Source organism: Neorhizobium fuzhouense (genome assembly GCF_042611105.1).
Classification (GTDB): domain Bacteria; phylum Pseudomonadota; class Alphaproteobacteria; order Rhizobiales; family Rhizobiaceae; genus Neorhizobium; species Neorhizobium galegae_A.
In genome coordinates this window covers 205,782-230,049 of the sequence record NZ_JBHFFP010000006.1, presented here as the reverse complement: position 1 = coordinate 230,049, position 24,268 = coordinate 205,782, and the positions used below count along the sequence as shown (strand labels likewise).

Annotated in this window: 24 protein-coding genes; 10 read left to right on the top strand and 14 right to left on the bottom strand. The window is 60.7% G+C overall.

Going from position 1 to position 24,268, the window contains the following annotated elements; genetic code table 11:
* Positions 1-8 precede the first annotated feature (8 nt).
* Positions 9-1,766 (bottom strand): ubiquinone-dependent pyruvate dehydrogenase, encoded by a 1,758-nt coding sequence (poxB, locus tag ACEXP3_RS13280; protein ID WP_377297686.1) that lies wholly within the window; start codon positions 1,764-1,766, stop codon positions 9-11.
* A gap of 126 nt (positions 1,767-1,892) precedes the next feature.
* The gene (locus ACEXP3_RS13275; protein ID WP_377297685.1) at positions 1,893-2,786 is read right to left on the bottom strand and encodes a glyoxalase; all 894 of its coding nucleotides are present in this window, start codon (positions 2,784-2,786) and stop codon (positions 1,893-1,895) included.
* A gap of 271 nt (positions 2,787-3,057) precedes the next feature.
* On the opposite strand from ACEXP3_RS13275, the gene ACEXP3_RS13270 reads away from it, so the two are divergent.
* The 3 genes from ACEXP3_RS13270 to ACEXP3_RS13260 all read left to right on the top strand — a co-directional run bounded on the left by ACEXP3_RS13270 (position 3,058) and on the right by ACEXP3_RS13260 (position 5,826).
* Complete coding sequence (locus ACEXP3_RS13270) at positions 3,058-3,762, top strand: alpha/beta fold hydrolase (protein ID WP_377297684.1); 705 nt, start codon at positions 3,058-3,060, stop codon at positions 3,760-3,762.
* 241 nt (positions 3,763-4,003) lie between these two features.
* Complete coding sequence (locus ACEXP3_RS13265) at positions 4,004-4,909, top strand: AraC family transcriptional regulator (protein ID WP_377297683.1); 906 nt, start codon at positions 4,004-4,006, stop codon at positions 4,907-4,909.
* A 35-nt stretch (positions 4,910-4,944) separates the two neighbouring features.
* Complete coding sequence (locus ACEXP3_RS13260; protein WP_245367217.1) at positions 4,945-5,826, top strand: helix-turn-helix domain-containing protein; 882 nt, start codon at positions 4,945-4,947, stop codon at positions 5,824-5,826.
* 15 nt (positions 5,827-5,841) lie between these two features.
* On the opposite strand, the gene ACEXP3_RS13255 is transcribed toward ACEXP3_RS13260, so the two are convergent.
* The 7 genes from ACEXP3_RS13255 to ACEXP3_RS13225 all read right to left on the bottom strand — a co-directional run bounded on the left by ACEXP3_RS13255 (position 5,842) and on the right by ACEXP3_RS13225 (position 11,539).
* Positions 5,842-6,522: a YoaK family protein gene (locus ACEXP3_RS13255; RefSeq protein WP_377297682.1), complete on the bottom strand. Its 681-nt coding sequence runs from the start codon at positions 6,520-6,522 to the stop codon at positions 5,842-5,844.
* A gap of 74 nt (positions 6,523-6,596) precedes the next feature.
* Positions 6,597-7,574: an alpha/beta fold hydrolase gene (locus ACEXP3_RS13250; protein ID WP_210107288.1), complete on the bottom strand. Its 978-nt coding sequence runs from the start codon at positions 7,572-7,574 to the stop codon at positions 6,597-6,599.
* A 213-nt stretch (positions 7,575-7,787) separates the two neighbouring features.
* Positions 7,788-8,306, bottom strand: a complete 519-nt coding sequence (locus tag ACEXP3_RS13245; protein WP_210107287.1) for a Dps family protein — start codon at positions 8,304-8,306, stop codon at positions 7,788-7,790.
* Positions 8,296-8,499 carry a hypothetical protein gene (locus ACEXP3_RS13240; RefSeq protein ID WP_377297681.1) on the bottom strand — a complete coding sequence of 68 codons (204 nt, stop codon included), beginning with the start codon at positions 8,497-8,499 and terminating at the stop codon, positions 8,296-8,298. The genes ACEXP3_RS13245 and ACEXP3_RS13240 overlap by 11 nt, the downstream gene beginning before the upstream one ends.
* A 20-nt stretch (positions 8,500-8,519) precedes the next feature.
* Positions 8,520-8,969 (bottom strand): DoxX family protein, encoded by a 450-nt coding sequence (locus tag ACEXP3_RS13235; protein ID WP_377297680.1) that lies wholly within the window; start codon positions 8,967-8,969, stop codon positions 8,520-8,522.
* Positions 8,970-8,982: 13 nt separating this feature from the next.
* Positions 8,983-10,860 (bottom strand): amidohydrolase, encoded by a 1,878-nt coding sequence (locus ACEXP3_RS13230; RefSeq protein ID WP_377297679.1) that lies wholly within the window; start codon positions 10,858-10,860, stop codon positions 8,983-8,985.
* 52 nt (positions 10,861-10,912) lie between these two features.
* Positions 10,913-11,539: a hydrolase gene (locus ACEXP3_RS13225; RefSeq protein WP_377297678.1), complete on the bottom strand. Its 627-nt coding sequence runs from the start codon at positions 11,537-11,539 to the stop codon at positions 10,913-10,915.
* A 579-nt stretch (positions 11,540-12,118) separates the two neighbouring features.
* Between ACEXP3_RS13225 and ACEXP3_RS13220 the strand changes: the two genes are divergently transcribed.
* Positions 12,119-12,472 carry a response regulator transcription factor gene (locus tag ACEXP3_RS13220; RefSeq protein WP_377297677.1) on the top strand — a complete coding sequence of 118 codons (354 nt, stop codon included), beginning with the start codon at positions 12,119-12,121 and terminating at the stop codon, positions 12,470-12,472.
* A gap of 2 nt (positions 12,473-12,474) precedes the next feature.
* On the opposite strand, the gene ACEXP3_RS13215 is transcribed toward ACEXP3_RS13220, so the two are convergent.
* Together ACEXP3_RS13215 and ACEXP3_RS13210 are read right to left on the bottom strand one after the other, a co-directional pair.
* On the bottom strand, positions 12,475-13,116 hold the full coding sequence (locus ACEXP3_RS13215; protein WP_377297676.1) for a response regulator transcription factor: 642 nt from the start codon (positions 13,114-13,116) through the stop codon (positions 12,475-12,477).
* On the bottom strand, positions 13,113-13,934 hold the full coding sequence (locus tag ACEXP3_RS13210) for an alpha/beta fold hydrolase (RefSeq protein ID WP_210107280.1): 822 nt from the start codon (positions 13,932-13,934) through the stop codon (positions 13,113-13,115). Before ACEXP3_RS13210 ends, ACEXP3_RS13215 begins: the two co-directional genes overlap by 4 nt.
* A gap of 333 nt (positions 13,935-14,267) precedes the next feature.
* Between ACEXP3_RS13210 and ACEXP3_RS13205 the strand changes: the two genes are divergently transcribed.
* The 5 genes from ACEXP3_RS13205 to ACEXP3_RS13185 all read left to right on the top strand — a co-directional run bounded on the left by ACEXP3_RS13205 (position 14,268) and on the right by ACEXP3_RS13185 (position 18,692).
* Positions 14,268-14,924: a hydrolase gene (locus ACEXP3_RS13205; protein ID WP_377297675.1), complete on the top strand. Its 657-nt coding sequence runs from the start codon at positions 14,268-14,270 to the stop codon at positions 14,922-14,924.
* 65 nt (positions 14,925-14,989) lie between these two features.
* Positions 14,990-15,268 carry a XapX domain-containing protein gene (locus ACEXP3_RS13200; RefSeq protein WP_377297674.1) on the top strand — a complete coding sequence of 93 codons (279 nt, stop codon included), beginning with the start codon at positions 14,990-14,992 and terminating at the stop codon, positions 15,266-15,268.
* A gap of 161 nt (positions 15,269-15,429) precedes the next feature.
* Positions 15,430-16,470, top strand: a complete 1,041-nt coding sequence (locus ACEXP3_RS13195; protein ID WP_377297672.1) for an MBL fold metallo-hydrolase — start codon at positions 15,430-15,432, stop codon at positions 16,468-16,470.
* 174 nt (positions 16,471-16,644) lie between these two features.
* On the top strand, positions 16,645-17,499 hold the full coding sequence (locus tag ACEXP3_RS13190) for an MBL fold metallo-hydrolase (protein WP_377297671.1): 855 nt from the start codon (positions 16,645-16,647) through the stop codon (positions 17,497-17,499).
* Complete coding sequence (locus tag ACEXP3_RS13185; RefSeq protein ID WP_377297670.1) at positions 17,499-18,692, top strand: MFS transporter; 1,194 nt, start codon at positions 17,499-17,501, stop codon at positions 18,690-18,692. Before ACEXP3_RS13190 ends, ACEXP3_RS13185 begins: the two co-directional genes overlap by 1 nt.
* 133 nt (positions 18,693-18,825) lie before the next feature.
* Here the strand turns inward: ACEXP3_RS13185 and ACEXP3_RS13180 are convergent, their stop codons facing one another.
* Entirely contained in the window at positions 18,826-20,034 is a 1,209-nt protein-coding gene (locus ACEXP3_RS13180; RefSeq protein WP_377297669.1) for a sensor histidine kinase, read from the bottom strand.
* Positions 20,035-20,396: 362 nt separating this feature from the next.
* Between ACEXP3_RS13180 and ACEXP3_RS13175 the strand changes: the two genes are divergently transcribed.
* The gene (locus ACEXP3_RS13175; protein ID WP_377297667.1) at positions 20,397-20,948 is read left to right on the top strand and encodes an AraC family transcriptional regulator; all 552 of its coding nucleotides are present in this window, start codon (positions 20,397-20,399) and stop codon (positions 20,946-20,948) included.
* 690 nt (positions 20,949-21,638) lie between these two features.
* Here ACEXP3_RS13175 and pheT read toward each other — a convergent pair.
* Both pheT and ACEXP3_RS13165 read right to left on the bottom strand, forming a co-directional pair.
* On the bottom strand, positions 21,639-24,065 hold the full coding sequence (gene pheT / locus ACEXP3_RS13170; RefSeq protein ID WP_377297666.1) for a phenylalanine--tRNA ligase subunit beta: 2,427 nt from the start codon (positions 24,063-24,065) through the stop codon (positions 21,639-21,641).
* Between the two features lie 16 nt (positions 24,066-24,081).
* A partial coding sequence (locus ACEXP3_RS13165) for a tRNA ligase subunit PheS family protein (protein WP_508436197.1) occupies positions 24,082-24,268 on the bottom strand: 187 nt, incomplete at its 5' end.

Below are 24,268 nucleotides of genomic sequence, written 5' to 3'. Positions count from 1 at the left end.
CTCCTGTCTTAACGCGAGAGGAAGTTCGAGACGGTCAGGTCAAGCAGCTGGTCGCCTCTGCCGTTCATCACGGCCTTGATCGCCCAGAGACCGAAGCCTTTCACCTGCGCCGCCTCGATCTTCGGCGGCATCGATAGCTCTTCCGTGTTGGTGACAACGTCGAGCAGCGCCGGACCGGGGTGCGCCAGAATGTCCTTCACCGCTGCTTCGAGGTCCGCCGGGTCTTCGACCCGGATCGCGTGGACGCCGGTTGCGCGCGCCACCGCTGCGAAATCCGGGTTTTTGAGGTCGGTGCCAGTCTCCAGGAAGCCAGACGCTTTCATCTCCATGGCAACGAAGCCGAGGGTCGAGTTGTTGAAGATGACCACCTTGACGGGCAGATTCTGCTGTACGAGCGTCAGAAAATCGCCCATCAGCATCGAAAACCCGCCGTCTCCCGACATGCTGACAACCTGTCTGTCCGGATAGGCAGACTGTGCGCCGATCGCCTGAGGCAGAGCATTGGCCATCGATCCGTGGACCAGCGAGCCGATCATTCGCCGCTTTCCGTTCATCTTCAGATACCGCGCCGCCCAGATCGTCGGCGTTCCGACATCGAAGGTGAAGACCGCATCGTCGGAGGCGTGCTCGCTCAACAGGCGGGCGACATACTGCGGATGGATCTTTCCGCCCTTTCGCCCGGTGGCAAGGTCATCCAGCCCCTCGCGCGCCTTTTTATAGGCCGCAAGGCAGTCCGAGAGATGGCGGTCATCGGTTCGCTGCTTGAGAGAAGGTGTCACGGCAGACAGCGTCGATTTGACATCGCCGACAATGGCAAGATCAAGCGTCGTCCTGCGGCCAAGGTTTTCGGCCCTTAAGTCCACCTGGACGATTTTGGCGTCGGTTGGATAAAATTGCCGATAGGGAAAGTCGGTTCCCAGCATCACAAGCGTGTCGCACTCGAGCATTGCCTTGTAACCGGACGAAAACCCGATCAACCCCGTCATCCCGACATCGAACGGGTTGTCGAATTCCACATGTTCCTTGCCGCCAAGCGCGTGGACGATCGGCGCCTTGAGCTGATCGGCAAAGGCGATCAGTTCGGCATGCGCGCCTTCGCAGCCGCGACCGCAAAGCAGCGTTATCTTCGAACTGCCATTCAGGAGTTCGGCCAGATCAGCAATCTGCGCGGCTGACGGCACGACGGCAGGCTGCGCCACGGAAAGTGTCGGTGCCTTGGAGATTTTCGCGGTGAAATCAGAAAGGGCGACATCACCCGGGATGACGATGACGGCAACGCCGCGTTTGCCGACGGCGGCGCGGATGGCCGTTTCGATGACTGCGGGAAGCTGCTCGGGTTGGCTGACAAGCTCGCAGTAATGGCTGCATTCTCGAAACAGGTGTTCGGGATGCGTTTCCTGGAAGTAGCCCCGGCCGATTTCTGCCGACGGAATTTGCGCGGCAATCGCAAGCACCGGGACGCGCGAGCGATGGCAATCAAACAGCCCGTTGATCAGGTGAAGGTTGCCCGGTCCGCAACTGCCGGCGCAGACGGCGAGCTTGCCCGTCAGGTGGGCTTCAGCTCCGGCGGCAAATGCTGCAGTTTCCTCGTGGCGTGTGTGGATCCATTCGATGTCACCCCGTTTCCGGAGCGACTCCGTCAAGCCGTTCAAGCTATCCCCAACGACCCCGTAGATCCGTTCGACACCCGCCGTATGGAGGATTTCGGTTAAGACGTCTGCGACCTTCGATGCCACTTCGCGCTCCTTTTCTGGTGCAAATCTCATTCGATCAAATGGAACCGGTCCGAGCCGGGTCAACACTGCTCTCTTACGAGAAGGGAGCCGATGGTCATGAAAGCGGCGGCCCGCAACCGCCACCTCCCGACCTCTCTCGACTTCAAGCCTGTGATGTCACTTCGACACCGCATGGATTTCGGCGATGTATCCGCCGGGGAATTGCACGAGGGATGCCTCTCGGCCGCCGACGCGATGTGGCGGTACGAGGACCTTCACCCCGAACTTCCCGGCCTTTTCCAAGGTGTCCTGAAGGTTTGAAACTTCATAGCCGGTGGTCTCATAGCCATAGGGGTAGGGGAGGTGGCCGTCGGACACCAGTACGAGCATGCGTCCGAAATCGGACTGAACTTCGATGCGGCGGAACTTCTCGTCCGGCTTGCCGATCTCGGCCGCGGACGCATTGCTGTCGTCAGCTACGATCTTGCCGCCGGAGAAGGAGAGGAAATCCTTGAGGAATTCGCTGACGGCATCCTGCGAAACATAGGCGCGGTTTTCCGGTATCGTTTCGAACGGTTTGTAATCGGGGGTCTTGGTGTGCCAGTACAACTGCATGTTGAGGCCGCCCGGCCACTGGATGACGGTGTCGCGGCCGATCGGATCGGGAAAAGTCTCGACGAGCACGCTGGCGCCGGCGGCGCGGGCAGCCTTGACGGCAACATCCATGTCCCGCACGAGATAGCCGTTGCGTTCAAGCCCGAATGGATAGGGAACCGGGGTCTTGAAGCCGAAGAGCGAAACCGTGCCGACGGGCGTCTGAAGCAACTGGCTCGTCGTGCTGCTCGGCGTCGGCGTCACGGTTGCGACCACCTGCGGGGTGGACTTGCCGCCAAACGTGCCGAGAAACGCCTGGACGAAGCTGTCCACCTGTTCGGGCGCGACATAGACATGTGTCGTGTCGTATTGCGGTGCGACAGCAACCGGCGGGATCGCGGGGCTTGCGCCGGCACTGGATGCAAGGGTGAATGCTGCAACGAAAGGCAGCGCGAGAAACGACATTCGGGGGTGCATGGCGGCTCCTGTAGATCGGCCCAAGGTGTGATGGTTCCGATCCTACAGCGTGGTTCGTCCGCTCCGCTTGGATGGACCAATGACGTTTTGTCGTTTTCAGCGGCTCCGCGAAGAGTGCCGCAGGCCTTGCCATTCGGCTCGATCAACGTCTCGCAGCCGGCACGGATGCGGCGCAGTGCTGGCGTCCAAACATCGTCTGATACAACAAGACCGATCCTTCCGTGCCCGCCTAAGCTCCTCATTATTCGACCCCCACCAGGAGCAAAAGCAAATGACATCGACTTCCGCAAAACCAACCGTCATCCTCGTTCATGGTGCATGGGCCGATGGCTCAAGCTGGCAAAAAGTGATCCCGCTGCTGCTGAAGGCGGAGATTCCCGTCGTCGCGGTGCAGAACCCGACCTCGTCGCTGGCCGATGACGCGGCTGCGACCCGGCGCATCCTGAATTCCGTTGAAGGCCCGGTCGTTCTCGTCGGGCACAGCTGGGGTGGTGCGGTCATCACCGAAGCCGGCAACGATCCCAAGGTGAAGGCTCTCGTCTATGTCGCGGCTTTTGCGCCCAAAGCCGGTGAAACCGTAGGCGACCAGGTCGGCAGGTACTCGGCACCTCCCGGCCTTTCGCAGATCAGGAACGATGGTGCAGGCTATCTGACGCTTTCCGAGGAAGGCTGGGTCAACGATGTCGGGCAGGATCTTCCAAAGGAGGAAGCGCGGGTACTCTCTGTCCTCCAGCCCCCGCTTGCCGCCAGCACATTCGGTGACAAGGTGACCGAGCCCGCATGGGCGTCGCGGCCGACCTGGTACATCGTCTCCACGCAGGACCGTGTGGTGAGCGTTGACCTTGAGCGGGAGCTCGCAGCGGCAATGGGCGCCAAGACGACGGAACTGGAGGCGAGCCACCTGTCGCTGCTTTCCATGCCGGAAGCGGTCACCGGTGTGATCCTCGATGCCGTGGCTGCGGTCGAGACCGCCTGACGGTCGCCGCTCCGGATCGGCTTTTACTCTGTCCGGTGAAGGCCGAACACGGCAAAGGCGCCAAGACTGCTGGTCTCGGCGCCTTCTTGCGTTTATGAAGAGGCCCGTGCCCGGATGCCGCCCCGCAAGAGGTATGTCGTGCGATCTATCTTGATCAAACCACCCATGCTTGCAATGAAATGACCGATATATCCTGACGGTGCCCGGTCGCCGCGCCAACAAGTCCATTTCGGAGGCAAGATTGAGTCTCGACTTTCATGACGGTAATTGGCTCGGGGGCTGCTTCGGAATGCCGGAGGCGCCTTTTCTGGAGGCGATGCCCCTATCTTCCGCGCCCATCACGGTCAGTAAAATCGTGCGGGCCGTGACGAAGGATGTCGAAGCAAGGGTGACGATCCCGCGTTCCGACGCCTACCTCGTGATGGTCTATCTTGAGGATACGATCCACTCGGATGTGCTGAGCAACGGCCGCCTGGCGCCACCGCGCTGGTGCGTCAAGGGTTCGCTCTGCGTCGTCGATCTCATGGAAGGTGCCTGCGCGGTCCTCCATCGCGATCTCGTCGCGCTGGCGATCTATCTGCCGAAAGCGCTGGTCCATGATGTTGCGCGCACCAGCTTCCCGGATGAGGTCGCGAGAACACTCCGCTGTCGCAGGGCGGAACCGGACAAGGTGGTGAGCAACCTCGCCTCGGTGGTCCTCTCCCTGTTCGAGCGGGATCCCGAGACGATCGATCCGCTGTTGCGTCACCTGTCGATCGCCGTCTGCACGCATCTTCTGCAGGATTGCCTCGACGTCGTGACGTCGAAGAACGCAACAATTCTCCAGGCCGACCGCGAGATGGCGGCGAAAGGGTTTATGCAGGAGAACCTGGGGCGTGAACTGACCGTGGCCGAGATCGCCGCGGTGATCGGGCTTTCGGCCGCGCATTTTGCGCAAGGATTCAAGAATGTGACGGGCCTGACGCCGCGTCAATGGATCACGCGGGCCCGTGTCGGCGCTGCAAAGACGCTTCTTTCCGAGCACGAACTTTCGATCCGGGAGATCGCCCGCGCCTGCGGCTTCGTCGATCAAAGCCATCTCACCAAGGTCTTTTCCAGGGAAGTGGGCACCACGCCCGCCCGTTGGAGAGATCGTCAGCTCCATTGAATTGGGCCAGCTGCGGCTGGCCCGGAAAGAACGCCTTGGATACGAACACCAACAGCGCCTCGACATCGTTTTCGGCCAGAGTGACAAGCTGGTCGCTCAAGGCCTCGGCCATAAAGGTCATGCGGCTGAGCTATGACGGCCATGATCTGCCGATCGCCCCACCGAGCAAGCGTGAGGATGCCGTCTCGGTGATCATCCAGCTGGCCGACTTCCGGCTGCACCGTCTGTGGCGAAACGGGCGGCTCGTTTTCGAGGGCGGCCATCCCAAGGGCGCGATTGCGATTACCGACCTGCGCGAAGAATGGCAGTGCCATCATCTGTCGCCTTTCGACAACATCCGCTTCAACATTCCGCTGCCCTTCATCCGAACCTTCCTCGAGGATCTGGGGCGGCCGCAATTCGACGGGTTCGATTGCAAGCCCGGAACACGGGATGAGGTGATCCTGGGCCTTGCGCAGGCGATTTCGCCCTATCTTTTGAGCAAGCAGGAACCGAACCAGATGTTCCTGGAGCAGATCAGCATCGTGCTTCTGACGCATCTCGCGCAGACCTATGGCGGTCAGTATTTTCCGGCAAAAAAGAGCGGGCTGCTTGCTCCCTGGCAAGAGAAGCGGGCGCTGGAATTCCTGACGACCATGGCATTCGACCAGGTTTCGATCACCCAGCTCGCCGACACGTGCGGGCTATCCCGGAGCCACTTTACCCGTGCGTTCAAGGATACGTTCGGCAAGAGCCCCTATCGCTGGCTGACGGAATATCGGGTCGCCAAGGCGAAAGAACTGCTCCTGCTGGACGACACCATTCTCGGCGTTGCGGTCAAGTGCGGCTTTTCCGACCAGAGCCATATGACCCGGATCTTTCAAGGCGTAACCGGCAAGACACCCGGAAAATGGCGCCGAGAAAACCGGCCGGCGTAAACCGAAACCGTCCCGTCAATCACCTTCGGGCGTCGCGATCCGTGCCGCAAAGGACAGTGCGCCGATAACCGCCGGGATGACAAACGCCCACAAAGGGATCGTTGCGGTCGCAAGGGCTGCACAGGCGCAGCCAAACGCGAAGGCCGCGACGGCGACGCTCATCCGCTTCACGCGCGTGAGCGCCAGTGCAGAACTTTCGCCTTTTCCGCCGACCATGATCTCGCCGAGATCAAGCATGATCTGCGTCGTCGTGCCCGTCATCAGCGTCGAGGGCGGCGATTTTGCGAGATGAACGCGGTGCAGGGCATTCTGGATGGCCATTGCCGAAACCAGCGTCATGCCCATTACGAGATTTGCAATCGTGGTGGCGGAACTGAAGGGGCCATGCGCGACCGAAAAGATCGCTGCTGCAAACAGCAGGATCACCTTGGCCGCCAGCAGGAATTTGAGGACCGGCCGTTGAGCTTTCTGCAGCAGGAGGGCGGCGATCCGCGCAATGAAAATGACCAGGCAGAAGACCGGAAGCGCCAGAAGCTTCGGCAGGGCGTCCGAACCGCCTGTGACAAGCGTGGCACCGAGTGTGACGAAGTTGCCGGTCACATGCGCGGTGAACAGGCCCTGCAGGGCGAGGAAGCCGGCCGTGTCGACATAGCCGCCATTGAAACTCAACAATACGGAAAGAGGCAATCTTGTCATCGCATTCCTCGACGCTTGCTGGACGTGAAAAAGCCCGCTCGCATAGAGGCGCGAGCGGGCAATCTTACCTCGACTTACGCCTTGATAAAGGCAAGCAGGTCGGGGTTGAGAACGTCGGCATGGGTTGTCAGCATGCCGTGCGGATAGCCCTTGTAGACCTTGAGCGTGCCGTTCTTCACGAGCTTGACGGACAGCTCGCCGGAATCGGCGATCGGAACGACCTGGTCGTCATCACCATGCATGACGAGCGTCGGCACGGTGATCTTCTTCAAGTCTTCGGTCTGATCGGTTTCGGAGAAAGCCTTGATGCCGTCATAGTGGGCCTTGACGCTGCCCATCATGCCCTGGCGCCACCAATTCTGGATCACGCCGGGATAGACCTTGGCGCCGTCACGGTTGAAACCGTAGAACGGGCCGGTGGGGAAATCGAGGAAGAGCTGGGCGCGGTTTTCCGCGACGCCCTTGCGGATGCCGTCGAACACTTCAATCGGCAGACCGCCCGGATTGGACGCCGTCTTGAGCATGATCGGCGGAACGGCGCTGACGAGGACGGCCTTTGCGACGCGACCCTGCGGCTGGCCGAATTTTGCGACATAGCGGGCAACTTCGCCGCCGCCGGTGGAGTGGCCGATGTGGACGGCATTCTTCAGGTTCAGATGCTCCACGACGGCGGAAGCGTCGGCCGCGTAGTGGTCCATGTCATGGCCTTCGGCAACCTGCGACGAGCGGCCGTGGCCACGGCGATCATGTGCAACGACACGGAAGCCGTTCTGCAGGAAGTAGATCATCTGGGCGTCCCAGTCGTCGGACGAAAGCGGCCAGCCATGGTGGAAATGGATCGGCTGTGCGTCCTTCGGACCCCAATCCTTGTAGTAGATGTTCACGCCGTCCTTGGTCTTCACGAAGCCGTCGGTCATTTCAAAGTTTCCTTGTGCGGTCTGGGTTGCTGATTTTGGGAATGCGAGATCCGGAACTGCCATCGCAGCGGAAAATGCCGCGCCGGCGATGAGCGTCTGGCGCCGGGAGAGTGAGAAGTCGAAATCGTTTGCCATCGGTGGCCCCCTGGTGACTTGGCGGCAGATCGACCGCCGTGAGATGAGTTGTAGCGGCAGCCGCCCTGCCCATCTTGTTGGTTCCGACGATTTTTGAACAATGCCAAGGCGTTGGCACTGCCGGCCGAGCAATCGCCGGCGCCGTTGACGCCATCAAAAAAGCCACGCGACGGAGCGGTCGCGTGGCTTTAATTTTGAGCGGTCTGAAACAGCTTAACTGTTGGTGTTGCGCAGGATCTCGAACAGGAACCAGACGCGCTTCTCGCCTTCGTCGATCCAGTTCTCGAGGAGGCTTGCTGTCGCAACGTCACCGTGCTCGTCGCAGACGTCGTGGAGTGCCCGCATGCTTGCCACCAGCGAGCCATTGTCCTCGCGCAGTTCGGCGAGCATCTCGTGGGGATGCACGAAATCGGCGTCGTTATCGCTGATCCTCTGCCGGCGCGAGATGTCGCCGATCGAGCGCAGCGTGGAGCCGCCGAGCTTGCGGACACGCTCGGCCAGCGGATCCGTGATCGCAAAGAGTTCGTCGCCCTGATCGTCCAGCAGCAGGTGATAGTCGCGGAAATTTGCCCCCGACATGTGCCAGTGAAAGTTCTTGGTTTTCAGATAGAGGGCAAAGACGTCCGCAAGCAGCGTCGTTGCGCCTGCGGAGATGTCCCGGGTGGCATCGACGCCGAGGCCTGTGGGGGTCTTCAGGGAAGCGGCGCGGCGCGCCTTGATATCATCGTTCATTGGACGTTCCTTGGGTTGCGTTTTGGGTTCCTTCCATCCGGCCGCTGGCCGGCGGATCGCTTGCAGGAAATGTTTCCTGCAAAGCTTCATCGAGCAGTTCGTCCTGGTGCCTGGTCGGCGTGGGGGGCAGTTCGAGGTCCAGGTCTTCCATTTCCGGCAGTGTCTCGACGCCGTCGCGAATTTTAGGTGCCATGTCCTTCACTCCACGTTGTGTTAACCGCCTGAGAGACGCATCCTCGACCGAAGATCGTGCCAGGCGACGAGGAGGAAGGCGCCGGCCAGACCAAGGTGTTCGAAGAACCCGTTCATCGCCATCGTCCGCTCCATGCCGGGCGGCAATTCCCAGAAGCGCAGGGCAAGAAACGTTGCGAGAAGCGTGAAGACGCCGAGGGCCAGCGCTGCCACCCAGCGAAAGAAGCCGATGAGAATGGCTGCGGACATGACAAGCTCGAAGAGGATCACCGCGATCGCAAAGAACAGCGCAGGCTGCAGCCCGAAATGATCCATCTCGGCGAGCGCGCCTTGGAAGTCGAAAAGCTTCGTCAGCGGTCCCTGGATATAGGCGGAGCAAAGCGCAAGGAGAGCAATGAACTGGATGCTCCTGGCGCCGGCGAAACGCCGTGCAAGCCCCTTTTCGGCCGATGCATATCGATGAGTTACCATGATTGAATCCTCCTCACACGGCCCAGCAGGAGCAGCCAAGCGCGCCAAAGAAGCCCTTGAGATCTGCGATCGGAAGCTTCGATGTCCAGGCGCCTGCATGGTCATGACCGTGAACCCCGCAATCGCTCGCGCAGCCGCATGTGGCGATGGCCGTGCGGCGCAGAGACCGGGCGCCGGCACCCTCCGGTTCACCCCAGGCCGCATAGCCGCCGAATTTTCTGACGGGCGACCAGTCCGGCATGGCCGGCGGGACAGGGTTCTCATCGAGTTTGGCGAAATCGCCGGCGCCGTAGACGATCCTGCCGCCCACCATCGTCAGCTCGGATGTGAGGAAGGAAATCTCGTCTTCGGCGCAGGTGAAGAAGTCCTTGTCCGGCACCACGAGGTCGGCGAACTGGCCCTTCTCGATGCGGCCCTTCTTGCCTTCTTCGTTGGAGAACCAGGTGACCTTTTCCGTCCACATGCGCAGCGCCGTCTCGCGATCGAGGCAATTGGCGCGCGGATAAAGCTGCATGCCGCCCACCGTCTTGCCGGTCACCATCCAGGAGAGCGAAACCCAGGGGTTGTAGGAGGCGACCCGCGTGGCATCCGTGCCGGCCGAGACGTTGACGCCTTTTTCCAGCATGCGCCGGATCGGCGGTGTGGCTTCGGCCACGCCATGGCCATAGCGTTCGACGAAGTACTCGCCCTGATAGGCCATGCGATGCTGGGTGGCGATGCCGCCGCCAAGGGCCGCGATGCGGTCGATGGAGCGTTCGGAAATGGTTTCGGCATGGTCGAAGAACCAGTTCAGCCCTTCAAGCGGAATGTCCTTGTTGACCTTCTCGAACACGTCGAGCGCCCGCGAGATGGTTTGGTCATAGGTTGCGTGCAGACGCCAGGGCCAGCGGTTTTCCGCAAGCACGCGCACCACCTCTTCCAGCTCGCCTTCCATCTCAGGCGCCATTTCCGGGCGGGGCTGGCGGAAATCCTCAAAATCGGCGGCCGAGAAGACGAGCATCTCGCCGGCCCCGTTATGACGGAAGTAATCGTTGCCCTGCTTGTATTTGACGGAGGATGTCCAGTTGAGGAAGTCTTCCTTTTCCTGCTTCGGCTTCTGGGTGAAGAGATTGTAGGCCAGCCGCACCGTCAGTTGGTTCTCGTCCGAGAGCTTCTGGATCACGGCATAATCGTCGGGATAGTTCTGGAAGCCGCCGCCCGCATCGATGACGCCGGTAATGCCGAGGCGGTTCAGTTCGCGCATGAAGTGGCGGGTGGAATTGACCTGGTAATCGAAGGGCAGCTTCGGCCCCTTGGCAAGCGTCGAATAGAGAATGCCGGCATTGGGCTTGGCAAGCAGCAGACCGGTCGGATTGCCGTTCGCGTCGCGGGTAATCTCGCCGCCGGGCGGATTGGGCGTGTCGCGGGTATAGCCGACAGCGCGCAGCGCGGCACCGTTCAGCAGCGCACGGTCATAGAGATGCAGCAGGAAAACCGGCGTATCGGGTGCCACAGCATTGATTTCGTCGATCGTCGGCAGGCGCTTTTCGGCAAACTGGTGCTCGGTAAAGCCCCCGACGACCCGCACCCATTGCGGCGCCGGCGTGATCGCCACCTGCTTCTTCAGCATGTCCATGGCGTCGGCCAGCGAGCGCACGCCATCCCAGCGCAGTTCCATGTTGAAGTTCAAGCCACCGCGCACGACGTGGGTGTGGTTGTCGATGAGGCCGGGCAGCACTCGCTTGCCTTTCAGATCGATCACCTTGGTCTCAGGAGCGGCAAGCGCCATGATCTCGGCATCCTGCCCGACGGCGAGGAAAAGGCCGTCCTTGATTGCAACGGCAGTTGCCGTCGGATTGCTGCGATCGAGCGTGGTGAAAAGTCCGTTGTGTAGGATGATGTCGGCGGTCATCAGAGGTCTCCAATTCAAAATGTCTGTAGAAGGGGGCGGTTGTTGACGGCCATCACACCGGATGGATCATGTCGCGCGCATAGGCGAGGCCTATGCCGTAACCGCCCGCATGGCCTTCAACGATGGCGCGCGCTCCGTCATAGGTTTCCTTGCGGGTCCAATCCCGTTGCAGTTCGAGGAGCACCTGCAGCCACGAGGTCATCGTCGCGCCGGCAGCTTCCATGCGGCGAAGGGCAAGCGCATGGCTCTCCGGCGTTATCCCGCCGCAGGTGTCGGCAACGACGGACACCTCATAACCATCGGCCAAGGCCGACAGGACCGGGAAAGACACGCAGGCCTCGGTCAGAAGGCCGGACACGAGAAGCTTGCGACGTCCGGTCTTTTCGATCTCATCACGAACGGCTTGGTCTTCCCACGCATTCATATTCCGGCGCTCGAGCGACGGCACGTCCCCGAGAACGCTTCTGATCGATGGCATCAGCGGCCCGCTGTACACTTTGGAGGCAGAGGTCGAGACGACCACCGGAAGCTGGAATGTCTTTGCGGTTCTGGCAAGGGCGATCACGTTGTTGACAAGCATTTGCCGGTCGATCGATCCCACCCCGAAGGCAAGGCCAGCTTGCTGGTCAACCATCAGCAGGGTGACGTCGGCGGGGGTAAGCAGCGGTGGGTTCGTCATTCTGTGGCTCCTGCATGCAGATTGCTTGAGGCAAAGAGCTAAGCCAAAGGTGGGGCGGTGGCTTGAACGGATGTGCTGAATTTGACGAAAAGCGGGTGCGAATGAATTGTCTGTCCCGGCGCGTCCGGCTTACGGTCAAAAAAAGTGGCCGCTCAGGGGCGGAACTGAGCGGCCAGGCGGATCATGTCCGCTGCTTCGGTGAGGGGGAGCCGAAGCATGTTGGTAGCGTGGGAGGGGTCGCTACCGCCTCTCGATGAGGCAACGAGTGAAGGATAGCGGAACTCGCCACGAAGGAAATCATACGCTGGGATGGTTTCAGCATACGTTGGTCTTGCAGCACCCTTTCGCTTCGAAAGTGTCAGTACAAACGTCCATGGACCGTTAGAAAATCCAATATCGACGCCCTGTTAGTGTTTAGTCATTACCTTCTGCCCTGTGCAGCAAGCCTCCGGGCGCGTGGTTTTAGTGCAGCATCAGGCTTTCGGTGGCGGAGACATGGCATGTGCTATCCCACCGCGCGACATTAAGAACAGTGCATCGTCCAGATGCAGACTGGGGAAAAGGATGCAGGAAATTCCATTGATTGGGATCGTCGATGACGATCCGGATATTCCTGCGGCACTGGCGAGTCTGATCCGCTCCCTGGGCTACATGGCGGTGTGTTTCTCGTCGGCTGAAGCCCTTCTCTCGTCGGACGATATTGGCCGCCTCAGCTGCGTCATCAGTGACATCCACATGCCGATGATGTCCGGTCTCGACCTCGTTCCGCTTCTGAAGAAGCTCCGGCCGTCTTTGCCTGTCATTCTGATGACCGGGCGGTTTGAACAGGGTCTTGCTGAAAGAGCGGTCGCTGCGGGAGCCGCCGTCCTTGTCACCAAGCCGTTCGGGCTGGACGATCTTCTGGAGACGATCAGCCGGTCCGTCCGCGGCTGATCTCAGACATTCTCAGGGTCCAGGTGGAGTTCCAGAAGCTCGGCCATCTTGATGAGGTCTGCCAATGTCTTTGCGCCCATCTTGCGCATGACGGAACCACGATGGATCTTGACGGTGACCTCGCTCAACGAGAGCTTTCCGGCAACCTGCTTGTTCATCAATCCGGTGGTGACGAGGGTCATCACCTGCCGCTCGCGCAGACTGAGTTCCCCGTAGCGTTTGCGCAATGCGAGACGCTCAAGCTCGCCCTGCCGCCTGTTGCGGCCGATCTCCAGGGCAGATGCGACGGCGTCCAGCATGTCCTGGTCGCGAAACGGTTTTGGCAGAAAATCGACCGCACCCGCCTTCATCGCTCTGACGCTCATGGGAATATCGCCATGTCCCGTCATGAAAATGACCGGAACCGCCGAACCCGCCTTCATCAGTTGATCGTGAAAATCCAGGCCGCTCAGTCCCGGCAGACGAACATCGACGACAAGGCATGCCGGCACGTCAGGCTTCCTGGCATCCATATATTCGCGCGCATTCGCAAACATGCTCGACTTCAGGCCGACCGAGCGGAAGAGGCTGTCGAGGGACAATCGCAGTTCCTCATCGTCCTCGACGATGAAAACGACGGCCTCTTCTGTCGCGACGGCGGTCATTGGCGAAGGAAGTTCAAGAGATCGCTGTTCAAACGATCCTTGTGCGTGAACAGAAGTCCGTGCGGAGCGTTCTCGTACACCTTCAATTCCGCGTTCGGCATCAGCTGGATCGCCTGCTGAGCGGTCGCACGGAAGGGAACGAAAGCATCGTCTTCACCGTGAATGATGAGGACTGGAATGTCGAACTTCTGTATGTCGTCGCGATAGTCGGTCATGGCACAAGCCGTGATCGAATCATGCGCCGCCTTCAGGGAGCACTGCATCGCGATCTGGTGCAGTTGCATCATGCTTCCTTCGGAAACAGTCGCCCCCTCTTTGTCTGCCCCGAAGAACAGGCGTGAGAAGCCGCGAATGAATTCCGCCCGATCCGCGCGCAATCCGGCTCTCACACCCTCGAAGACAGCTTCGGGAACGCCGTTCGGATAATCTTCGCTCCAGGCCAGTTTCGGGGTGGTGGCGCCGATGAGCACAAGACGCGAGATGCGCTCGGTGCCGTGCCGACCGATATAGCGCGTGATCTCGCCGCCACCCATTGCGTAACCGACGAGGGTCACATCCTTAAGATCGAGGGCGTTGATGATCTCGGCCAGATCTTCGGAGAACGTATCAGGGTCATAGCCGTGCCAGGGCTGGTCGGACCGGCCGAAGCCTCTGCGGTCATGTGCGATGACCCGGAAGCCTTCCGACGCAAGATGCATCATCTGGTTTTCCCACATATCCGCATTCAAGGGCCAGCCGTGACTGAACAAAACCGGGCGGCCGCTTCCCCAATCTTTATAATAGAGTCGCGTGTTGTCGCGAACAGTCAGCATTGGCATTTGACAGCCCCGATGTTCAATTCCAGTGGATTAATAGAGCTTTACCAGTTGTCGCCCCGGACCGCCAGAGGCTGTGGTTTTTAATGGGTGCAATCGCCAAATTGCAGCACAAACGTTCAAAAAATCGGCGTGCGCCGCGCGGCATAGCGCGTCGAAGTGTTGTACGGGGCTGTTCCGGTCTGTCGACCGAGTGAGGATCGAAGCCGCAGGATGATCCGGATTATCGCTCTCCGCGAGATCATCCAAACCACCTCTTTATGCGACAAGAATGTGCCGGCGATCTGCAGCATCTTGCCCCCATGCAATTTCGCATCATCCAAGGGGATAACACTCATGACCGTTCATGCCACTGCGACGCCCGGCTCCAAGCTTCTGACGCCGACGGACCACACGCTTCTCATGATCGATTTTCAGTCGCAGATGTCCTTTGCGACCAAGAGCATCGACGCCGTCAACCTGCGCAACAATGCGGCCCTCGTTGCCAATGCCGCCAAGGGCTTCGGCGTCTCCACCATCCTGACGACCGTTGCGGAGAAGAGCTTCTCCGGCCCGATGTTCAATGAAATCACCGAGGCTTTCCCGGGGCAGAAGCTGTTCGATCGCACGTCGATGAACACCTGGGAAGACGCGGCCGTGATCGAAGAGATCAACCGGATCGGCAAGAAGCGGATCGTTCTGACCGGCCTGTGGACCGGTGTTTGCATTGTCGGTCCGGCGCTCTCCGCCATCGAACAGGGCTTTGAAGTGTTCGTGATCGCGGATGCCTGCGGTGACGTCACCGAAGAGGCCCATAACCGCGCCATGGACCGCATGGTCCAGATTGGCGCACAGCCGATGACCTCGCTTCAGTACATGCTCGAACTGCAACGCGACTGGGCACGCACGGAAACCTACGACATGACGACGGGTGTGGCCAAGAAGTTCGGCGGCTCATACGGCCTCGGCATCATCTACGCAAAGACGATGTTCAACGCGTCCGAAAGCCACTGAAACCATCGTGAATGCCGCTCCATGTCCGATGGAGCGGCTTCCTGGCCATGACGGAGATCCTGTCCATGAAAATCTACATCCTCTCGCTCGGCGCTGGCCTGTTGGTCGGCATCATCTACAGCCTTTTGAACGTCCGTTCGCCGGCCCCTCCGGTGATCGCGCTTGTCGGCCTTCTCGGCATCCTGGTCGGCGAACAGCTCATTCCGTTCGCCCGCACGCTCTGGAGCAAGGAACCCGCTGCCGTGTCCTGGCTCTACCAGATCAAGCCGCACATGTTCGGGCATCTCCCTGGCGGCACCAGTCGCGCCGATGTTTCCTCGAAGCGCAACACGATCGATACCTGATTGTCCCGAAGGGCTACCGGAACATTGCCGAAGCTCGGTCGATGCCGAAAGCGTCATCGCCGCCAGCGGGCTTTGACCATCGTTGCACCACACATCCTGCAGTCGCGGAAAAAACCGGCCGAGGGCCGGGCAAGCGCCCCTGCAAAACATGGAGAACAGAGATGTCTGCGAGATCTGCCTTGCCCGTGCGGTCGCGCCTGCTGGCGCTCGCCGCGGTTTGCCTGACGACCGCCGCGACGCTGACCATGACGCTGGCAACGCCGTCTCTTGCGGCCGCGCCGATCGTCGGAACCCAGGCACCCGGCTTCTACCGGATGATGCTCGGTCGGTTCGAGATCACCGTGCTTTCGGATGGCACGCACCCTTTTCCGGTTCACATGGTGCTGACCCAGGTGGTCGACAACAAAGGTGCGGTTCCGCTTGATCAGGTGGCGCCCGGCGAGGCCGATGCACTGCTTGCGGAAAGCAGGCTTGCCGTGCCGGTCCAGGGATCGATCAACGCCTTCCTGATCAACACTGGAAGCAGACTGATCCTGATCGACAGCGGTGCCGGGTCACTTTACGGCGACTGCTGCGGTCACCTTATCGATAATCTCAAAAGCGCCGGCTACTTACCCGATCAGGTTGATGAGATCTATCTGACGCATCTGCACGCAGACCACGTCGGCGGCATCGCGCCCAACGGCAAGATGGCTTTCCCCAACGCGATCGTTCGGGTGAGCGAGGCCGACGCGGATTACTGGCTCAACGACAGGAACGAGCAGGCAGCGCCGAAGCTTCTGAATTCCATGTTCGAGGGCGATAAGGCCTCGCTCAGGCCCTATATCGATGCGGGAAAATTCAAGCCTTTCGCCTATGGCCAGGAACTTTCACCGGGCATCACGCCGATTGCGAGCCCCGGGCATACGCCCGGTCACAGCTTCTTCATGGTCGAGAGCGAGGGGCAGAAGATGCTGATGTGGGGTGATGTCGTTCACGTCGCCGCCGTGCAGTTTCCGAACCCCTCCGTGACGCTCGCTTACGACAGCGATGCCCGGATGGCCGAGAAAGAACGCGAGATGATTTTCTCCGACGCCGCGCGCAACGGCTACTGGATCGGCGCGGCGCACATCTCCTTCCCCGGCCTCGGACATGTCAGCGCCTCCCAGGGGCACTTCTTCTGGATCCCGGCAAATTACGAAGGCCCGGCCGCCAGACCCTGAGGCGGGGAGGCAGGGAAAGTCCTGACCACCTTATGGCCATTGGTTAACGGATCCGCTGCCACGAGCACACGGCTCACTACCGTTCAAAAATGAACGGAAGATCATCAATAATGTCAGTTTCAAAACACGTTCGATGGACCGACATGAAGCTCCATCAACACCTGGAGTTTGCAGATGACCCAATCTGATTTTCACAGTTTCCGCCACGGCGAATTCGATATCACCGTGCTGTCCGATGGCCCGATCGTGCTGAACGGCGAGCTGTTTGCGCCCGAAGCCGACGATGCGCAAAGAGCAACCATCGTCTCCCGCCTCGATGGCCGCGACAACATCGCCCACGCTCAATCAAACATTCCCCTGATCGTCCACGACGAGGAGGTCATCCTGGTGGATGTCGGTGCCGGCAAGCGCTTCCAGCCCACCGAAGGCATGCTTGAGGAAAATCTGGAGCGTGTCGGTGTCCGTGCCGACGAGGTGACGATCGTGCTTCTCTCTCACGCGCACCCTGACCATATCTGGGGCGTGCTGAGAGACGACGGAAGTCTGCGCTTTCCGAAGGCAAAATACTTTGTCGGCAAGGCCGAGTGGGACTTCTGGATGGGGGAGGCCGCCTCCGCTTTGCCTGCAGAAGTGCAGCCTTTCGTCGAGGGTGCCCGCCGGGATCTGGCCGCCTTGCAGGACAGGGTCATTTTCCTGGAGGGTGGTGACGAGATCGTGCCGGGCATGCATGTCCTGTCAACGCCTGGACATACACCCGGCCATCTGTCGGTCGTGCTCGACGGGGATGTTCCCTTGATCATCACCGTGGATGCCGTCTCGAGCGAGATCGTTTCCTTCGAACATCCCGACTGGAGTTTTGGCTTCGACATGGATCCTGCCAAGGCAAAGGTGACGCGCCGGGCTCTGCTCGATCAGGCCGCAGCCCAGAACGCCAAGCTGCTTGGCTTTCACTGGACCTATCCGGGCGTCGGCAGAATTCAGAAGGCCGGCGATGCCTACGCGTTCAACAGTGCTGCGGGAGAAAGGTGATGTCACGCAGGGTACTCGGGCGCCAGGCAAGCTTCCTGACCGCGGCGGCCATTGTTGCGCACACCATCTGGACAAGTGCCGCGCCCGCTTTGACCTATCCCCTCTACGCCCGGCAATGGCATCTCACCACATTCACGACGACCGCCATATTCGCGGTCTATCCTGTCTTTGTCGTGGCTGTTCTGGTGTTGTTCGGAAACCTTTCCGACCACATCGGCAGACGAGAGACCATGCTGGCCGGGCTTGCCTTCTCCGCATTGGGATCGCTGATCTTCGCGGTGGCGCCGGACGTCAACTGGATATTTTTCGGGCGCGCCTTCATGGGCGTAGGCGTGGGGCTTTCAGCCGGTCCCTCGGCCGCGGCGGTCGTTGAATTCAGCCCGCCGCATCGGGTCGGTCAGGCAGGCAGTGCGACAGCCGCCGCGCAAGGCTTCGGAATGATGGCGGCTGTCCTCGTCGGCGGCGCACTCATCCAGTATGCGCCGCTTCCGCTGAGGCTGAATTTCGCCGTCCTGACGGCCGTTCTTCTCTGCCTGATCGCCGTGACGTGGTTCATGCCAAATCACACCGCATCACGGGCTGCCGGCCACTGGCGGCCCAGGGTGCCGTCCATCCCGAACGGCGTGTTTGCGGTCTTCGTCGCGTCCACCGCAGCGGTCACCGGGGCCTATGTTCTGGGCGCCATGGTGCTTTCCCTCGGCGCCCAGGTCGCGCGCGATGTCGTTGCCTCTTCGAATGCACTGGTCAACGGAGGAACGATCGCCCTGTTTGCCCTTGCGTCTGCGCTTGCCACCATTCCGGCCCGCAAACTGAGCGCAGCGAAAGTGATCGTGTTGGGTGGCGTGACGGCCATCGCCTCCTCGGCGCTCCTTGCCCTTGCGGCGGTCGAGCACTCGCTCAGCCTCTACAGGCTTGCCCAGATTGGCGCCGGCGCTGCCTATAGCTGGTTGCTGCTTGGCGGTCTTTCCCTGATCAACGGCCATCTGCCCGTGACCCACCGGGCGGCAACGCTCTCTGCGCTCTTTCTGGTGGCATACCTTGCGCAGGCCGTGGTCGCATTGTCGCTCGGAGAGATCGCCACGCTCTACACGCTGACCACGGCCGTCGATATCGGCGTCGTCACCATCGCCGTTCTTGCTCTGCTAACACTTCTTCTGGATCTCGTCCGGCGAAAGACGCTTGCGAAACGCTGACAAAGAGCCATGTGAACCGGCGCGGGCGATCTTTTTTCTGCCCGCGCCTGTCTCAAAGTTTCATGATCCTGAAACGGTAAGTCGATTCTTCCATAAGATAAGGGGCCACTGCGACAAGATGGACATCCATGGCTTACGCAGTGTCGGTGCTATCCGACGAAGCCGCCGTGTCCGCATCTGGTCCAGTGGCAAGCGTAAAGCTGAAGCGCGCCCCCAGATAGGGCGAGGACTGCAGCTCGATCTTGCTGTCGTGGGCCTCGATGATCGATCGGCAGATTGCCAGCCCCATTCCAATGCCTGTCGGCTTGGTGGTGTAAAAGCTCTCGAACAGGCGTTCGCGCACCTGCGGGTCCACCCCGGGGCCGCTATCTTCCACCTCCAGCACAATCTTCTGCCGGTTCTCCCGTGCTCTGATCGCCAGCGTCCTGTTCCAGGCCTGGCCGTCCGACATTGCCTGGGCCGCATTGCTGACCAGATTGACGATGACCTGAAGCACCTGTGTCCGGTCAATCCAGGCGGGTGGCAGATCGGGCGCAATCTCCAGACGCAAGCCGATCTGGCGGCGATTAAGGTCCGAGCGAAGAATGAGAACCGCCTCGTCGATGAGGCCGGCTATATCGACAGTTTCCCGTTCCGGTTTTGCATTGCGCGCCAAACCCTTCAAGGCCGATATGATGTTGCCGGCCCGCCTGCCGCTTGCAACGATCCGTTCGAGCAGCGAGCGAACTTCTTCGAGATCCGGCTTGTCGTGGCTGAGCCAGCGCAGCCCCGCCTCGGCGCTCGTGACAATCGATCCCAGCGGCTGGTTCACTTCATGCGAGATCGATGCCGTCATCTCGCCGAGCATCGAGATTCTCGCCGCATGGGCAAGGTCGGCAAGGATGTCGGTGTTATTGCTGCCAAGGGGGTGATCGAGCTTGGTGATGCCGATGATGACCTGGTCCCGTTCGTGGGTCTGGATATCCGTCCACCCTGCGATGTGGGCCGGAAAATCAGCCCCGTCGGCGGACTTTACCGTGCCTTCCATGGAAAAGCTTTTTCCCTGAAGGAGCGCCACAAGCCCTTTCGCGAAGGTCTTTTGCAGTTTTTCGGGAATGATGTGGGACAAGCGGTCCGGCCTTGCCTTTCCATCCAGCGCGATGATGGATTGGGCGGCACTGTTGAGGTCCAGAATGTCGGCGCTGTTGGTCAGGGCGCAGACGCAGGCATGGTCGTAGCTTCGATCACTCTCCAGAGGTATGCTCCAGTCCGCAACCAGATCACGCGTCTTGCGCAGATCCAGTCTGACCATCGCCAGCGGAGCAAGAGAAAAAGCGCCCCGTGACAGATTTCCGCTCTCCATGTCCCGTTCCACAACCGTTACAGCGCGTCCCTAGCAATCCCTGCTGACAGCAAGATTGCAGCCTTGCGTTGAACGATACAGTCTCCGGCGGGCAGTTGAAAGCTTCGGGCGACGATATGGCCCCGGATCATCCAAAAACGAGCGAACGATCCAAAGGGTGAGAATAGTCCGCGCAGCCTATCCCGAAACCCCAGACCACACGGGTTCAGCCGCTCTCGATCCGGGGATCAATCATACATTGGTATGACCCGCTACGACTGGCGTTTAGAAAAAGCCAATTGATGGACAATTTCCGCAACACGCTGATCGAGCCAGAATGACCTCATAGCCAAACGCTTTCAAGGTTCATTCAGGAGGTCGGCATGTTTCTCGGTACCAACGCTGTTTCCAATCACGATAAGCCTGCAGCTTTCGACAGTCTCTTCGTCGAATCCTCGAGCGAAGTCTCCCGTCTGTTGATGCACGCGATCACTCTTGTCGACAGTGACGAGACGGTCGCAATCGACCTGATGAAACAGGCATCCACCCTTCTGCGCCCGTATCCGGCCAGTGAGGCTCCCCGCAAGCGGCCCGCGACCGGGGGGCTGGCACCCTGGCAGGAAAATCGGGTCCGGCAGTATATCGAGGACAATCTTGCCACAACGATATCGCTCGACGAACTCGCGCGCCTGGTCCGGCTGAGCACGAGCTACTTCTCCGCAGCCTTCAAGGTCAGCTTTGACATGTCGCCGCACAACTACATCATCAGCCGCCGGGTGGAGCATGCCAAGCACCGGATGACCAGCAGCCGGGCCTCTTTGAGCGAGATCGCGCTCGACTGCGGCCTCTCGGACCAGGCCCATCTTTCCCGCATCTTTCGCAAGGCAACAGGCAAAACACCGAGCGCCTGGCGCCGCTTCAGCACGAGTCACTGATTGATCGACCGTCATCCGAAGCACCGAAAAATAAACCTGACCTTCGTCATCCTCACCCCCCACAAGCTGGCTTACAATGGCTCCGTCTCGCAGCGGATACACCAGAAGGCGTTCTGGCGATGCGGGGCCGGCGCGGGGCGTGGGGATATGACGCAAAAGCTCATGCACCGGGCTCGCGGAAACTGGTCTCCCTCCGGCGACACGGGGGAAATGGCAGGCCCCGGACAGGTCCTTGCCGTTTCCTGTCCGAGAAATCGCGTCGGGCGTGTCTGTGCGGCACACAGGGGCAGGAGGTTTTTGGGGTTCGTCGCCCGCTGTCCGCTCCCGATTTAAGGAGTGCGGCGATGGCAAAGCCTAAGACATCACCTGCCAGGCAGAGAGACCCCACGCGCGAGCAAAAACCGCTGAACGGGGCGCTGAAAGGTGTCACTTCTATAAAATTCCTACGAGGCAGCTTTCAGCGCCCGGTCCGCCTATCGTTGAAACACGGGTTTTGCCGCCGCGTGGCCGCTCGCCCATAGCTCTTTACAAAACTTGGATCCGCATGGCCGTTCTTTGATAGCTTCTGAAACGAAGGGCAGATTGCGGGCCGCAGTGCCGCATGAAAATGCCCCTCTCTTGCGGGCAAGAAAGGGGCGCGAAGAGAACGGAACCGCCATTCGGGAACGGCAGCTCGCCTTGCGGAAAACCTCAGGCGCGCAAAACGCCGCCGGTCGATTTTTCAACGTTTGCGACGATCTTTTTCGTCAGCGCATCAAAATCCTCATCCGTCAGCGTCTTGTCGACGGGCTGGATCAGCACTTCGATGGCGATCGACTTCTTGTTTTCGCCGAGCGAAGCCCCCTCGAACACGTCGAAGACGGAAACGCCGGTCACCAGCTTGCGGTCGGCGGTGGTGGCGGCCTTGATGAGGGCGCCGGCGTCCACCGTGCGGTCCACCACAAAGGCGAAATCGCGCTTCACCATCTGGAAGGGCGAAAGTTCGAGCGCAGGTTTTGTGCGGGTCGGCTTCTTCTTCGGCTCGGGCATGGCATCGAGATAGACCTCGAAACCGCAGAGCGCGCCGGAGACATCAAGGGCCGACAGCGTGTTCGGGTGGAACTCGCCAAAATGGCCAAGCACCACTTTCGGGCCCATCTTGATGGTGCCGGACCGGCCCGGGTGATACCAGGCAGCGCCGCCCTGCTCCACCTGCACATTGGCCATCGGCAGGCCGCAGGCCTCGATCACGGCGAGCGCATCGGCCTTCGCGTCATAGACATCGACCGGCTTGCCGCCGCCCTTTGCCGCGTTCGACCAGGATTTGCCGGCGCCGGCAAGCGAGGCCGTGCCGCGGCGGATGCCGCCGGCCACACGCCGCTGGGCCTCCGGCGTGTCGCCCTCATAGGTGCCGGAGACCTCGAAGATCGCCACATCGCCAAAACCCTTGTCGGCATTGCGCTGGGCCGCCGTCAAAAGCCCCGGCAGAAGCGAGGGGCGCATGTCCGACATGTCGGCGGCAATCGGGTTCACCAGTCTCAGCGAAGGCTTGCCGCCGCCGAACAGTTTTGCCTGGTCTTCCGGAATGAAGGACCAGGTGACGGCTTCCAGCATGCCGCGCGAAGCAAGCGCGCGCTTGGCCGTGCGGGTGCGGATCTGCAGCGTCGTCAGGATGCGGCCGTTGACGGCGCCCTGGTGCTCCAGCGGTGCAGGCAGGATCTTGTCGACGCCGTGGATACGCATCACCTCTTCGACGAGGTCCGCCTTGCCATCCACATCCGGGCGCCAGGAGGGCACGGCAACGGTGGCACGTTCCTCATTGCCCGAGACGATCTCGAAGCCGAGCGCGGTCAGGATCGTGCGGCTCTCCTCGACGGAGACGGTAAGCCCCGTCAGGCGCTCCACCTCGGAGAAGGGAAACTCGACATGGCGGGCGTCATAGCCCTTGTAGCCGGCCACCTTCGCCTTGGCGGCGGTGCCGCCGCAAAGCTCCAGTACCAGCTGCGTCGTGCGCTCCAGCCCCGGCATCATGTAGTTCGGATCGACGCCGCGTTCGAAACGGTAGCGCGCATCGGTGATGATGCCGAGCGCCCGGCCGGATTTGGCGATGTTGATCGGGTCCCACAGCGCCGATTCGATCAGCACGTCCACGGTGTTTTCGTCGCAGCCGGAATGCTCGCCGCCCATGATGCCGCCGATGGATTCGACACCCTTGTCATCGGCAATCACCACATTGGCGGGTGACAGCGTGTAGGTGCGGGTGTCGAGCGCCAGAATCTCCTCGCCGTCCTTTGCCCGGCGCACCGTGAGGTTGCCGGACACCTTGGCGGCATCGAAGACATGCATCGGCCGGCCCTGGTCGAAGGTCATGTAATTGGTGATGTCGACCAGCGCATTGATCGGACGAAGGCCGATCGCTTTGAGCCGCTGCTGCATCCAGGCCGGGCTCGGGCCGTTTTTCACGCCGCGCACGAGGCGCAGCGCAAAGCCGGGGCAGAGCTTTTCATCGTCAAGATCGATCACGACCTCCACCGGTGTTTCGCCGGATACGGAAAAATCGGGCGCCTTCGGCTGCTTCAGCGTGCCAAGGCCGGAGGCGGCGAGATCGCGTGCGATCCCGAATATGCTCGTGCAATCCGGACGGTTCGGCGTCAGGTTGATCTCGATCATCGGGTCGTCAAGCCCGGCATAAGCGGCAAAAGGGGTGCCGACCGGCGCATCGGCCGGCAGGTCGATGATGCCGTCATGATTGTCCGACATGTTCAGCTCCTTTTCGGAGCACATCATGCCATGGCTTTCGACACCGCGGATATTGCCGACGGCAAGCGTGACATCGAGACCCGGCACATAGGTGCCCGGCCGCGCCAGCGCGCCGACGAGACCGGCGCGCGCATTGGGCGCGCCGCAGACGACCTGGACTGGTTTGGTCTCGCCGGCATCGACCATCAGCACTTTCAGGCGGTCGGCAGACGGATGCTTTTCGGCCGAGAGAACCTTGGCGATCACAAACGGCTTGTAGGCTGCCTTGTCATCGACCTCCTCGACCTCGAGGCCAATGGCCGTCAGGCGTTCGCAGATCTCATCGAGGGTCGCATCCGTTTCCAGATGATCCTTCAGCCAGGAGAGTGTGAATTTCATCGATCTATCTCCTCGTTTAAGCGCTCAAACCGCCGAACAGCGTCGGCATGTCGAGCGGGCGGAAACCGTAATGGCTCATCCAGCGCACGTCGGCGTTGAAGAAGTCGCGCAGGTCAGGCATGCCGTATTTCAGCATGGCGATGCGGTCGAGGCCCATGCCCCAGGCAAAGCCCTGGTATTCATCGGGATCGAGGCCGACGGCG

Bases quoted from the DNA above. Each gene is read 5' to 3' on its own strand.
- poxB (WP_377297686.1), bottom strand. From the start codon at position 1,766: ATGAGATTTGCACCAGAAAAGGAGCGCGAAGTGGCATCGAAGGTCGCA.
- ACEXP3_RS13275 (WP_377297685.1), bottom strand. From the start codon at position 2,786: ATGCACCCCCGAATGTCGTTTCTCGCGCTGCCTTTCGTTGCAGCATTC.
- ACEXP3_RS13270 (WP_377297684.1), top strand. From the start codon at position 3,058: ATGACATCGACTTCCGCAAAACCAACCGTCATCCTCGTTCATGGTGCA.
- ACEXP3_RS13255 (WP_377297682.1), bottom strand. From the start codon at position 6,522: ATGACAAGATTGCCTCTTTCCGTATTGTTGAGTTTCAATGGCGGCTAT.
- ACEXP3_RS13250 (WP_210107288.1), bottom strand. From the start codon at position 7,574: ATGGCAAACGATTTCGACTTCTCACTCTCCCGGCGCCAGACGCTCATC.
- ACEXP3_RS13245 (WP_210107287.1), bottom strand. From the start codon at position 8,306: ATGAACGATGATATCAAGGCGCGCCGCGCCGCTTCCCTGAAGACCCCC.
- ACEXP3_RS13240 (WP_377297681.1), bottom strand. From the start codon at position 8,499: ATGGCACCTAAAATTCGCGACGGCGTCGAGACACTGCCGGAAATGGAA.
- ACEXP3_RS13235 (WP_377297680.1), bottom strand. From the start codon at position 8,969: ATGGTAACTCATCGATATGCATCGGCCGAAAAGGGGCTTGCACGGCGT.
- ACEXP3_RS13230 (WP_377297679.1), bottom strand. From the start codon at position 10,860: ATGACCGCCGACATCATCCTACACAACGGACTTTTCACCACGCTCGAT.
- ACEXP3_RS13225 (WP_377297678.1), bottom strand. From the start codon at position 11,539: ATGACGAACCCACCGCTGCTTACCCCCGCCGACGTCACCCTGCTGATG.
- ACEXP3_RS13215 (WP_377297676.1), bottom strand. From the start codon at position 13,116: ATGACCGCCGTCGCGACAGAAGAGGCCGTCGTTTTCATCGTCGAGGAC.
- ACEXP3_RS13210 (WP_210107280.1), bottom strand. From the start codon at position 13,934: ATGCCAATGCTGACTGTTCGCGACAACACGCGACTCTATTATAAAGAT.
- ACEXP3_RS13205 (WP_377297675.1), top strand. From the start codon at position 14,268: ATGACCGTTCATGCCACTGCGACGCCCGGCTCCAAGCTTCTGACGCCG.
- ACEXP3_RS13200 (WP_377297674.1), top strand. From the start codon at position 14,990: ATGAAAATCTACATCCTCTCGCTCGGCGCTGGCCTGTTGGTCGGCATC.
- ACEXP3_RS13195 (WP_377297672.1), top strand. From the start codon at position 15,430: ATGTCTGCGAGATCTGCCTTGCCCGTGCGGTCGCGCCTGCTGGCGCTC.
- ACEXP3_RS13190 (WP_377297671.1), top strand. From the start codon at position 16,645: ATGACCCAATCTGATTTTCACAGTTTCCGCCACGGCGAATTCGATATC.
- ACEXP3_RS13185 (WP_377297670.1), top strand. From the start codon at position 17,499: ATGTCACGCAGGGTACTCGGGCGCCAGGCAAGCTTCCTGACCGCGGCG.
- ACEXP3_RS13180 (WP_377297669.1), bottom strand. From the start codon at position 20,034: ATGGAGAGCGGAAATCTGTCACGGGGCGCTTTTTCTCTTGCTCCGCTG.
- ACEXP3_RS13175 (WP_377297667.1), top strand. From the start codon at position 20,397: ATGTTTCTCGGTACCAACGCTGTTTCCAATCACGATAAGCCTGCAGCT.
- pheT (WP_377297666.1), bottom strand. From the start codon at position 24,065: ATGAAATTCACACTCTCCTGGCTGAAGGATCATCTGGAAACGGATGCG.